Annotated in this window: 12 protein-coding genes and 1 pseudogene; 11 read left to right on the forward strand and 2 right to left on the reverse strand. The window is 65.7% G+C overall.

The window, feature by feature from the left end:
* From WAN71_RS04985 to WAN71_RS05015, 7 genes and pseudogenes are all read left to right on the forward strand, one after another.
* A pseudogene (locus WAN71_RS04985) lies at nucleotides 1-2,012 on the forward strand (DNA-directed RNA polymerase subunit beta'); the annotation flags it as partial.
* A 195-nt stretch (nucleotides 2,013-2,207) separates the two neighbouring features.
* A complete protein-coding gene (locus WAN71_RS04990) occupies nucleotides 2,208-2,963 on the forward strand; it encodes a deoxyribonuclease IV (RefSeq protein ID WP_422224267.1) in 756 nt (251 codons plus the stop codon).
* Nucleotides 2,964-2,983: 20 nt separating this feature from the next.
* A complete protein-coding gene (locus WAN71_RS04995) occupies nucleotides 2,984-3,826 on the forward strand; it encodes an alpha/beta hydrolase family esterase (RefSeq protein WP_422224268.1) in 843 nt (280 codons plus the stop codon).
* A 47-nt stretch (nucleotides 3,827-3,873) separates the two neighbouring features.
* Nucleotides 3,874-5,502, forward strand: coding sequence for an acyl-CoA dehydrogenase family protein (locus WAN71_RS05000; protein WP_422224269.1), 1,629 nt, complete (start codon nucleotides 3,874-3,876; stop codon nucleotides 5,500-5,502).
* A 73-nt stretch (nucleotides 5,503-5,575) separates the two neighbouring features.
* Nucleotides 5,576-6,514 carry a crotonase/enoyl-CoA hydratase family protein gene (locus tag WAN71_RS05005; protein WP_422224270.1) on the forward strand — a complete coding sequence of 313 codons (939 nt, stop codon included), beginning with the start codon at nucleotides 5,576-5,578 and terminating at the stop codon, nucleotides 6,512-6,514.
* A 12-nt stretch (nucleotides 6,515-6,526) separates the two neighbouring features.
* Nucleotides 6,527-7,261, forward strand: a complete 735-nt coding sequence (locus WAN71_RS05010) for a PaaX family transcriptional regulator C-terminal domain-containing protein (protein WP_422224271.1) — start codon at nucleotides 6,527-6,529, stop codon at nucleotides 7,259-7,261.
* Entirely contained in the window at nucleotides 7,258-8,025 is a 768-nt protein-coding gene (locus WAN71_RS05015) for a crotonase/enoyl-CoA hydratase family protein (RefSeq protein WP_422224272.1), read from the forward strand. The genes WAN71_RS05010 and WAN71_RS05015 overlap by 4 nt, the downstream gene beginning before the upstream one ends.
* Before the next feature lie 206 nt (nucleotides 8,026-8,231).
* Here WAN71_RS05015 and WAN71_RS05020 read toward each other — a convergent pair whose 3' ends face one another.
* Both WAN71_RS05020 and WAN71_RS05025 read right to left on the reverse strand, forming a co-directional pair.
* Nucleotides 8,232-8,702: a DUF3060 domain-containing protein gene (locus WAN71_RS05020; protein WP_422224273.1), complete on the reverse strand. Its 471-nt coding sequence runs from the start codon at nucleotides 8,700-8,702 to the stop codon at nucleotides 8,232-8,234.
* A gap of 5 nt (nucleotides 8,703-8,707) precedes the next feature.
* Nucleotides 8,708-9,085: a DUF3060 domain-containing protein gene (locus tag WAN71_RS05025; RefSeq protein ID WP_422224274.1), complete on the reverse strand. Its 378-nt coding sequence runs from the start codon at nucleotides 9,083-9,085 to the stop codon at nucleotides 8,708-8,710.
* 195 nt (nucleotides 9,086-9,280) lie between these two features.
* Between WAN71_RS05025 and WAN71_RS05030 the strand changes: the two genes are divergently transcribed.
* The 4 genes from WAN71_RS05030 to WAN71_RS05045 form a co-directional block, all read left to right on the forward strand.
* Complete coding sequence (locus WAN71_RS05030; RefSeq protein ID WP_422224275.1) at nucleotides 9,281-9,919, forward strand: TetR/AcrR family transcriptional regulator; 639 nt, start codon at nucleotides 9,281-9,283, stop codon at nucleotides 9,917-9,919.
* A 267-nt stretch (nucleotides 9,920-10,186) separates the two neighbouring features.
* Nucleotides 10,187-10,561: a 30S ribosomal protein S12 gene (gene rpsL, locus WAN71_RS05035; RefSeq protein WP_007767794.1), complete on the forward strand. Its 375-nt coding sequence runs from the start codon at nucleotides 10,187-10,189 to the stop codon at nucleotides 10,559-10,561.
* Nucleotides 10,561-11,031, forward strand: a complete 471-nt coding sequence (rpsG, locus tag WAN71_RS05040; RefSeq protein WP_422224276.1) for a 30S ribosomal protein S7 — start codon at nucleotides 10,561-10,563, stop codon at nucleotides 11,029-11,031. The genes rpsL and rpsG overlap by 1 nt, the downstream gene beginning before the upstream one ends.
* 68 nt (nucleotides 11,032-11,099) lie before the next feature.
* The coding region (locus tag WAN71_RS05045; protein ID WP_422224277.1) for a GTP-binding protein at nucleotides 11,100-11,376 on the forward strand (277 nt) is incomplete at its 3' end.

Below are 11,376 nucleotides of genomic sequence, written 5' to 3' on the forward strand. Positions count from 1 at the left end.
AGACCGAGCTGTTCGGCAAAAACGGTTGGCACCCAGGCGATTCCTGGATTGCCTCAACCACGCTGGGCAGGGTGATCTTCAACGAGCTGCTGCCCGTCGGGTATGCGTTCGTGAACAAGCAGATGCACAAGAAGGTGCAGGCGGCGATCATCAACGACCTGGCCGAGCGCTGCCCGATGATCGTGGTCGCGCAGACCGTCGACAAGCTCAAGGACGCCGGCTTCTACTGGGCCACCCGCTCGGGTGTGACGGTCTCGATGGCCGACGTGCTGGTGCCACCGGGCAAGCAGGAAATCCTCGATGCTTATGAGGAGCGCGCCGACAAGGTCGAAAAGCAGTTCCAGCGTGGTGCTTTGAACCACGACGAGCGCAACGAGGCGCTGGTGGAGATCTGGAAGGAAGCCACCGACGAGGTGGGTGAAGCGCTGCGCGAGCACTACCCGAGCGACAACCCGATCATCACGATCGTCGACTCCGGTGCCACCGGTAACTTCACCCAAACCCGCACGCTGGCCGGCATGAAGGGTCTGGTGACCAACCCGAAGGGTGAATTCATCCCGCGGCCGATCAAGTCCTCGTTCCGTGAGGGACTGACGGTGTTGGAATACTTCATCAACACCCACGGCGCCCGAAAGGGTCTGGCGGACACCGCGTTGCGTACCGCCGACTCGGGTTATCTGACCCGTCGCCTGGTCGACGTGTCGCAAGACGTCATCGTCCGCGAGGCCGACTGCGGCACCGAGCGCGGCATCAACGTCGAGCTGGCTGAGCGTCAGCCCGACGGCACGCTGATCCGCGACCCGTTCATCGAAACCTCGGCGTACGCGCGGACATTGGGCACCGACGCCGTCGACGAGAAGGGCAATGTCGTCGTCGCGCGCGGGCACGACCTCGGCGACCCGGAGATCGACGCGCTGCTGGCCGCCGGTATCACGCAGGTGAAGGTGCGTTCGGTGCTGACCTGCACGACCGGCACCGGCGTCTGCGCGACCTGCTACGGGCGCTCGATGGCCACCGGCAAACTGGTCGACATCGGCGAAGCCGTCGGTATCGTGGCCGCCCAGTCCATCGGCGAGCCCGGCACGCAGCTGACCATGCGCACCTTCCACCAGGGCGGTGTCGGTGAGGACATCACCGGTGGTCTGCCCCGCGTGCAGGAGCTGTTCGAGGCCCGGGTGCCGCGCGGCAAGGCGCCAATCGCCGACGTCACCGGACGGGTGGGTCTGGAGGAGGGCGAGCGCTTCTACAAGATCACCATCGTCCCCGACGACGGCGGCGAGGAAGTGGTCTACGACAAGCTCTCCAAGCGGCAACGCCTGCGGGTGTTCAAGCACGAGGACGGCTCTGAGCGGCTGCTCACCGATGGCGACCACGTCGAGGTGGGCCAGCAGCTGATGGAAGGCTCCGCCGACCCGCACGAGGTGCTGCGGGTGCAGGGCCCCCGCGAGGTGCAGATCCACCTGACCAAGGAAGTCCAGGAGGTCTACCGGGCGCAGGGTGTGTCGATCCACGACAAGCACATCGAGGTGATCGTCCGGCAGATGCTGCGCCGGGTGACCATCATCGACTCGGGCTCGACGGAGTTCCTGCCCGGCTCGCTGATCGACCGCGCGGATTTCGAGGCGGAGAACCGTCGCGTGGTGGCCGAGAGCGGCGAGCCCGCCGCAGGCCGCCCGGTGCTGATGGGTATCACCAAGGCGTCGCTGGCCACCGACTCGTGGCTGAGCGCGGCGTCGTTCCAGGAGACCACGCGAGTGCTGACCGATGCGGCGATCAACTGCCGCAGCGACAAGCTGCAGGGTCTGAAGGAGAACGTGATCATCGGAAAGCTGATCCCGGCCGGTACCGGCATCAACCGCTACCGCAACATCCAGGTTCAGCCGACCGAGGAGGCCCGGGCCGCGGCGTACACGATCCCGTCCTACGAGGATCAGTACTACAGCCCGGACTTCGGCCAGGCCACCGGGGCTGCGGTTCCGTTGGACGACTACGGCTACTCCGACTATCGGTAGTTCGACGACGATGCGGCGAGGCACGAGCCGCTGAGGAGTCGGACAATCGAAGGTAAGTCAACAATCGAAAAAGCCCCGGGTTTCGCCCGGGGCTTTTTCGTGCCCGTCGAGTGTCACGCTGGCGTGGCTTCGGCGTTCCAACGTCACTCTGGCGTGACGCTCACGTCGTCCGCACCGCTTACTAGACTGGCCGACGTGCTAATCGGTTCACATGTCAGTCCGCAGGATCCGCTGGCCGCAGCTGCGGCCGAAAACGCCGATGTGGTCCAGATTTTCCTCGGCAACCCGCAGAGCTGGAAGGCGCCCAAGCCGCGCGACGACGCCGCAGCGCTCAAAGCCGCGGCCCTACCGATCTACGTGCACGCGCCGTACTTGATCAATGTCGCGTCGGCGAACAACCGGGTGCGGATCCCGTCGCGCAAGATCTTGCAGGACACCTGCGACGCAGCCGCCGAGATCGGCGCTGCCGCGGTGATCGTGCACGGTGGCCACGTCGCCGAAGGCAGCGACCTCGACGAAGGTTTTGGACGCTGGCGCAAGGCGCTCGACCAACTGCAGACCGAGGTTCCTGTCTACCTGGAGAACACCGCCGGCGGCGATCACGCAATGGCTCGCCACTTCGACACCATTGGTCGGCTCTGGGATCACATCGGCGACAACGGGATTGGCTTTTGCCTCGACACCTGCCATGCCTGGGCGGCGGGCGAAGGGCTGGTCGACGCGGTCGACCGGATCAAAGGCATCACCGGCCGCATCGACCTGGTGCACTGCAACGACTCCAAGGACTCGGCGGGCTCGGGCCGCGACCGACACGCCAACTTCGGCACCGGGCAGATCGATCCCGAGTTGTTGGTGGCGGTGGTCAAGGCCGCGGACGCACCGGTGATCTGCGAAACGGCCGACGAAGGCCGCAAGGACGACATCGCGTTTTTGCGTGAGCACCTGGGCTGATTCGAAACGTAATGCTATCGGTGTCGCGGGTCGTCGCGGTTCTCGGCGTTGTACTGGTCATCGCGGGCTGCTTCGGCAGGGACGCGGCCAAGCCGTCGGGGTTCGTCGACGGCACCAGCGTGCACACGATCAGCGTCAGCGGACATGACCGCAGCTACCGGCTATACAAGCCGAAAGGCCTACCCCCATCCGCCTCGCTGGTGGTCATGCTGCATGGTGGCTTCGGTAGCGGCGCACAGGCGGAAAAGTCGTACGGCTGGGACGAATTGGCGGACTCGTCCAAGTTCGTCGTGGCCTATCCGGATGGTCTGAACCGGGCCTGGAACGTCAACGGCGGCGGCTGCTGCGGCCGGCCCGCAAAGGAGGGCATCGACGACGTCGGGTTCATCACGGCGGCCGTCGCCGACATCGGCAAGAACCTCAGCGTCGACAGTTCCCGTGTCTATGCCGCCGGTATGAGCAACGGCGCCATCATGTCCTACACGCTGGCGTGCGAGACGGGTATTTTCGCCGCGATCGGCCCGGTGGCCGGAACGCAGCTGAACCAGTGCCGGTCTCCGCATCCGATGTCGGTCATGCATATTCACGGCACTGCCGATCGCCTGATTCGCTACGGCGGCGGTCCGGGGGAGGGCGTGGCACACATCAATGGACCGTCGGCGCCGAATGTCGACGCGTTCTGGCGCAACGTCGATCACTGCGGTGCCCCGGCCGCCACGACGAGCGGTTCGATCACCACATCGACCGCCGGATGCCCCGACAATCGCGGCGTGGTGCTGATCACCGTCGACGGCGGCGGCCACCAGTGGCCCGGCTTCGCCACCGAGAAGCTCTGGCAATTCTTCGCCGCCCATCCCCGCTGAGCATTACACGTCTTGTGCGACTGTAGAAAAAATGTAACATTGGCGGCATGCCAGATACTCATGTCGTCACCAACCAGGTCCCGCCACTAGAGGAGCACAACCCGGCAACCTCCCCGGTGCTCGTCGAGGCGCTGATCCGCGAAGGCGGGCAATGGGGCCTAGACGAGGTGACCACGGTCGGTGCGATTTCCGGGTCCAAGCAGACGCAACGCTGGGGCGAGCTGGCCGACCGCAACCGGCCCATCCTGCGCATCCACGACCGCTACGGCCACCGCGTCGACGAGGTTGAGTACGACCCCGCCTACCACGAGCTGATGCGCACCGCGATCGAGCACGGCCTGCACGCCGCACCGTGGGCCGACGACCGGCCGGGTTCGCACGTGGTGCGCGCGGCCAAGACCAGCGTGTGGACCGCCGAACCCGGCCACATGTGCCCGATTTCGATGACCTACGCCGTCGTTCCTGCGCTGCGCTTCAACTCGGAGCTCGCCGCGATCTACCAGCCGCTGCTGACCAGCCGGCTCTACGACCCGGAGCTCAAGGTGCCAGCGACAAAGCCCGGGCTCACCGCGGGCATGTCGATGACCGAAAAGCAGGGCGGCTCCGATGTCCGCGCCGGCACCACCCAGGCCACCCGCAACGCCGATGGCACGTACAGGCTGAACGGCCACAAGTGGTTCACCTCGGCGCCGATGTGCGACGTGTTCCTGGTGCTCGCGCAGGCGCCGGGCGGACTGTCCTGCTTTTTTTTGCCACGGGTGCTGCCCGACGGCAGCCGCAACCGGATGCTGCTGCAGCGGCTGAAGGACAAACTCGGCAACCATGCCAACGCGTCCAGCGAGGTCGAGTACGACGGTGCCACCGCATGGCTGGTCGGCGAGGAGGGCCGGGGTGTGCCGACCATCATCGAGATGGTCAACCTGACCCGGCTGGACTGCGCGCTGGGCAGCGCCACCAGCATGCGCACCGGGCTGACCCACGCCGTCCATCACGCCCAGCACCGCAAGGCGTTCGGCGAGTATCTGATTGACCAACCGCTGATGCGTAATGTGTTGGCAGACCTCGCCGTTGAGGCCGAGGCCGCCACCATGGTGGCGATGCGAATGGCCGGCGCCACCGACAGCGCCATCCGGGGAGACCAGACGGAAGCGCTGCTGCGCCGGATCGGACTGGCGGCCAGCAAGTACTGGGTGTGCAAGCGCGCCACCCCGCACGCGGCGGAGGCGCTGGAATGCCTGGGCGGCAACGGTTACGTCGAGGATTCCGGTATGCCGCGACTGTACCGTGAGGCGCCGCTGATGGGTATCTGGGAAGGCTCTGGCAATGTCAGCGCGCTGGATACCTTGCGCGCCATGGCAACTCGTCCAGAATGTGTCGACGTTCTGTTTGACGAGCTCGCCAAAAGCGCGGGCCAGGATGCGCGGTTGGACGCCCACATCCAACGGCTGCGCTCCCAGCTTGGCGACTTCGAAACGATCGCCTACCGGGCCCGCAAGGTCGCCGAGGACATCTGCCTGGCGCTGCAGGGCTCGCTGCTGGCGCGCCACGGACATCCCGCAGTTGCCGAGGCGTTCTTGGCGACCCGCCTCGGCGGGCAGTGGGGCGGCGCGTTCGGAACCATGCCCGCCGGGCTGGATCTCGCGCCGATCCTCGAGCGGGCAATGATCAAGGGATGACGCGCGCCGGCGACGATGCAGAGCGAAGCGATGGGGTGGGGGCACCTCCCGCTTGCGGGGGAGAGCGGCGCTCATGACGCACGCGATCAGACCGGTCGACTTCGACAATTTGAAGACGATGACCTATGAGGTCACCGACCGGGTTGCGCGGATTACCTTCAACCGTCCCGAGAAGGGCAATGCGATCATCGCTGATACTCCGCTGGAGTTGTCGGCGTTGGTGGAGCGTGCCGATCTGGATCCGAACGTGCACGTCATCCTGGTCTCCGGGCGGGGTGAGGGCTTCTGCGCGGGCTTCGACCTGAGCGCCTACGCCGACGGCACCGGCTCAGCCGGCGGCACCGGCGCTTACAGCGAGACTGTGCTGGACGGTAAGACCCAGGCGGTCAACCACTTACCGGATCAGCCGTGGGACCCGATGATCGACTACCAGATGATGAGCCGTTTCGTTCGTGGCTTTTCCAGCCTGATGCACGCGGACAAGCCGACGGTGGTCAAGATCCATGGCTACTGTGTGGCCGGCGGCACCGACATCGCCCTGCACGCCGACCAGTTGATCGCCGCATCCGACGCGAAGATCGGCTACCCGCCCACCCGGGTCTGGGGGGTGCCGGCCGCCGGGTTGTGGGCGCACCGACTGGGCGACCAGCGCGCCAAACGCCTTCTGTTGACCGGGGATTGCATCACCGGGGCACAAGCCGCCGAGTGGGGACTGGCAGTCGAAGCGCCCGATCCCGAGGACCTAGACGAGCGCACCGAGCGCCTGGTCGAGCGGATCGCCGCGGTGCCGGTCAATCAGCTGATCATGGTCAAACTCGCGCTCAATTCGGCGCTGCTACAACAGGGCGTGGCCACCAGCAGGATGGTCAGTACCGTCTTCGACGGTATCGCCCGGCACACCCCCGAGGGGCACGCGTTCGTCGCCGACGCCGTCGAGCACGGTTTCCGCGATGCAGTGCGCCACCGCGACGAACCGTTCGGCGATTACGGTCGCCGAGCATCCCAGGTCTGACGGATCGACACGATGCCGAAATCGCTAACCCGCATGACCGCCCGGTCGGTGGTGCTCAGCGTGCTGCTCGGCGCGCATCCGGCGTGGGCCAGCGCGGCTGAGTTGATAAGGCTCACGAACGACTTCGGCATCAAGGAGACCACGTTGCGGGTCGCATTGACCCGGATGGCCAGCGCCGGCGACTTGATCCGGTCCGCCGACGGCTACCGGCTTTCCGAGCGGCTGCTGGCTCGCCAGCGGAGGCAGGACGACGCCATGCGACCACAGCTGCGGCCCTGGCACGGATCCTGGACCACCTTGATCGTCACCAGCGTCGGTACCGATCCCCGGACCCGCGCTGCGCTGCGAATCACGCTGCACGACAAGCGTTTCGGTGAGCTGCGCGAGGGAGTGTGGATGCGCCCGGACAACCTCGAACTCGACCAGGACGGGCAACTGCGTGCCCGGGTGCGGATATTGCAGGCCCACGATGACGCGCCCGGCGAGCTCGCCGACCAGTTGTGGGACCTGGCGTCGTGGGCCCGCATCGGCCACCGGTTGCTCGCCGAGATATCTTCGGCCACCGATGTTCCCACTCGATTCGTGGTCGCCGCTGGGATTGTCCGCCACCTGTTGACCGACCCGGTGTTGCCCGCCGAATTGCTGCCAGCGGACTGGCCGGGCGCGCGGCTGCGCGCTGCCTACAACGACTTCGCCGCCGAACTGACCGAGCGGCGCGACGGTATCCGATTAGTGGAGGCGACATGAGCGATCCGGTACGCGTAGAACGCAATGGGCCGGTAACCACGGTGATCCTGAACCGGCCGGAGGCCCGCAACGCCGTCAACGGCCCGACGGCTGCTGCGTTGGTCGCGGCGTTCGAGGAGTTCGATCATGACGACACCGCTTCAGTAGCCGTGTTGTGGGGCGACAACGGAACCTTTTGCGCCGGAGCGGATTTGAAAGCGTTTGGCACACCGGAAGCTAACGCGGTACACCGGACGGGTCCCGGCCCGATGGGGCCCACCCGAATGGTGCTGTCCAAGCCGGTGATCGCCGCGGTCAGCGGCCACGCCGTCGCCGGCGGATTGGAACTCGCGTTGTGGTGCGACCTGCGAGTGGCCGAGGAGGGCGCAGTGTTCGGGGTGTTCTGCCGACGCTGGGGTGTGCCGCTGATCGACGGCGGCACCATCCGGCTGCCACGGCTGATCGGGCAGAGCCGGGCAATGGACATGATTCTCACCGGCCGTGCGGTCGACGCCGCCGAGGCGTTGGCGATCGGTCTGGCCAATCGCGTTGTGCCCAAAGGGCAGGCCCGGGTAGCCGCCGAGCAACTGGCCGCCGAGCTGGCCGCACTGCCTCAGCAGTGCATGCGATCCGATCGGCTGTCGGCGCTGCACCAGTGGGGGATGCCCGAATCAGATGCGATCGACTACGAATTCGCCAGCATTTCCCGGGTGGCCGCTGAAGCGTTGGAAGGCGCGGGACGCTTTGCGGGTGGCGCCGGCCGCCACGGTGCGGCCGCGGTATAGCGAGCGGGTCAGTAGCTCGGCGGGGTGAAGGAACATCCGACGGCCAGTGACTGCCTGGCAACCAGCTTGCTGATGGCCGGGATGTTCAGTAGTCGAATACCGACGTTGTGTCACTGCGTCCCTGGTCTTTTCGTCGGCGTTGCAAGTATCTATCGACGATAGGTCATGTCAAGCAGCCACGTCGGTGAGTACTGCTTTCGTTGGGACTAGCTGGCCTTGTTGATCGTGTTGCCGCTACCGAGGTTCTCGATCTGGGGGTTGCCGTCTTTATAGGTGATCGTGTTGTTGAGCCCGACGACGTTGAGGTGCTTGTCGATCTTGTCGATGGTGATCTTGTTGTCCGCGCCGCCGATGCTCACGGTCCCGCAGGTGCCAGTCACGGTCAGCGTGTTGTTGGATCCGCCCACGTTCAACGACTTTCCGTCGCCGCAATCGAGAGTGGTTGTCGTACCGAGCGATCCGTAGTTGATCGTGTTGCCGATGTCGAATTGCGCGCCCGTGCTTGTCGTCGAAGGCGTCGTGCTCGTCGAGGTGGGGGAGGCACCTGAGGATGTCGACGGGACCGCGGTGTTGTTCTTGCCGGCGCAACCGGCCATCCCGAGCACCAGCACTACCGCAGAAAGCGCCAGCGCCCCGGCTACCGGTGGGAACAAGCCGTCGGTGTTGTGCGCGCGCATGCTGCTTACCCCGCCACCTGGCTGATCCGGTTGGTCATGCCGAGTTCGCGGCCGCGGTCCCATACGAATGGCTGGCCGCTCTTGTAAAAAACCGACTCGTTGTAGCCGTAGACAGTGATGTCGTGGACGACGTTGTCGGCGACGACGGTGTGACCCGTGCCCATCACCGTCACCGCCCAGCAGGTCCCCAGCGCGTTGACCGTGTTGCGGGTCCCGTCGACGATAAGCGTGGCGCCATTGCAGTCGATCGTCTGCTCGACACCCATCCCGGTGACATGGGTATCACCGTTTTTGGCGTGTCCAGTCGGCGCCCCGCCGGCCACGGTGAACGGGATCGCGATCGCGCAGGCGGCCAAGGCTCGGCATACGAGTGTCCATCTCACCGCGGGCTCCTCTCGCCATGGCGCGTGATCTGCTCGAGGAGAGCGTACGTGGATCGGCGCGCGCCGTGACGGGCTTCCCCCACTTCGGGGCGTTCCCAGCACCTGCGTTGTCGGGAGACTAGAGTTTTTCGCTGATTAACCATCGAGAAACCCGTGGTGACCAACCCGGTCAATGCAACCAGAAGGGCGACCGCCATGCCAGCTGCGCCGGAACCACCGGCCGGCCGGTCGGGCGCCGGGGCAAAGTCTGCGGCCCGCCCAGCCAGGCTGAGCCGCGACATCATCGTCAACGCCGCAATGACCTTCCTGGACCGGGAGGGCTGGGATGCCCTGACGATCAATGCGCTGGCGACGCAGCTCGGAACCAAAGGCCCGTCGCTGTACAACCACGTCGACAGCCTCGAGGACCTGCGCCGCACGGTGCGGATGCGGGTGATCGACGACATTCTCACCATGCTCAACCGTGTCGCCGAGGGACGGGCCCGCGACGATGCCGTGCTCGTCATGGCCAGCGCCTATCGCAGTTACGCCCACCACCACCCGGGCCGGTATTCGGCATTCACCCGGATGCCGCTTGGCGGCGAGGATCCCGAATACGCCGCCGCCACCCGGGGCGCGGCGGCTCCGGTGATCGCGGTGTTAGCGTCCTACGGGCTTGACGGCGAGGAGGCCTTCTATGCGGCGCTGGAATTCTGGTCGGCAATGCACGGGTTTGTGCTGCTGGAAATGACCGGTGTGATGGACGACATCGTCGACACGGACACGGTCTTCTCGGACATGGTGCTGCGGCTGGCCGCCGGCATGGAACGCCGCAGCGAACACGGCGCCCGATAAGCCAGGTAACCTGGCGCCCGACGCTAATGCCGTCGCTTTGACCTGCCCGACCAGCGGCGGGTATTGTGGTTGCTCGTGCCTGGCGGCTTAAGGCGCTTCACTTAAGGCGCGCACGCCGGGCCAATTCGCATGTCCACGACGCAACGGAAAAAGTTCGGCGGCGGGCGCATGCGACACACCCGGCCGCGGGGGACCGTGGCAGGGCATAACTGCAGTACAGAGACTTGAAACCACCGATAAGCGAACAGCAATAGAGAAAGCCGGTAGATGCCAACCATTCAGCAGCTGGTCCGCAAGGGGCGCCGCGACAAGGTCGCCAAGGTCAAGACCGCGGCCCTCAAGGGCAGCCCGCAGCGCCGTGGTGTGTGCACTCGCGTGTACACCACGACTCCGAAGAAGCCGAACTCGGCGCTTCGGAAGGTGGCGCGCGTCAAGCTGACCAGCCAGGTTGAGGTGACGGCGTACATCCCCGGCGAGGGGCACAACCTGCAGGAGCACTCGATGGTGCTGGTGCGTGGCGGCCGGGTGAAGGACCTACCGGGCGTGCGGTACAAGATCATCCGCGGCTCGCTCGACACCCAGGGTGTCAAGAACCGCAAGCAGGCTCGCAGCCGTTACGGCGCCAAGAAGGAGAAGAGCTGATGCCGCGCAAGGGACCGGCGCCGAAGCGCCCGCTCGTTAACGACCCGGTCTACGGGTCGCAATTGGTTACGCAGCTGGTCAACAAAGTTCTGCTGAAGGGGAAGAAATCCGTCGCCGAGCGCATTGTTTATGCTGCGCTCGAACAAGCCCGCGAGAAGACCGGCACCGATCCGGTGATCACGCTCAAGCGGGCCTTGGACAATGTCAAGCCGGCTCTGGAGGTGCGCAGCCGCCGCGTCGGTGGTGCCACGTACCAGGTGCCCGTCGAGGTGCGTCCCGACCGGTCCACCACGCTCGCGCTGCGGTGGCTGGTCAGCTTCTCTCGGCAGCGTCGCGAGAAGACGATGACCGAGCGCCTGGCAAACGAGATCTTGGATGCCAGCAACGGCCTCGGGGCCGCCGTCAAGCGACGCGAGGACACCCACAAAATGGCCGAGGCAAACCGCGCCTTCGCGCATTATCGCTGGTGAGACCGCCGGCGACGGGGCCGGCAACTGACAGCGAACTGACAAGCAATCGAAAGAGTGGGAAGACTTCTGTGGCACAGAAGGACGTGCTGACCGACCTCACCAAGGTCCGCAACATCGGCATCATGGCGCACATCGACGCCGGCAAGACGACGACGACCGAGCGCATCCTGTACTACACCGGCATCAGCTACAAGATCGGTGAGGTGCACGACGGCGCCGCCACCATGGACTGGATGGAGCAGGAACAGGAGCGCGGCATCACCATCACCTCCGCCGCCACCACGACGTTCTGGAAAGACCACCAGATCAATTTGATTGACACGCCTGGCCATGTTGATTTCACCG

The organism is Mycobacterium sp. (genome assembly GCF_049280035.1).
GTDB lineage: Bacteria > Actinomycetota > Actinomycetes > Mycobacteriales > Mycobacteriaceae > Mycobacterium.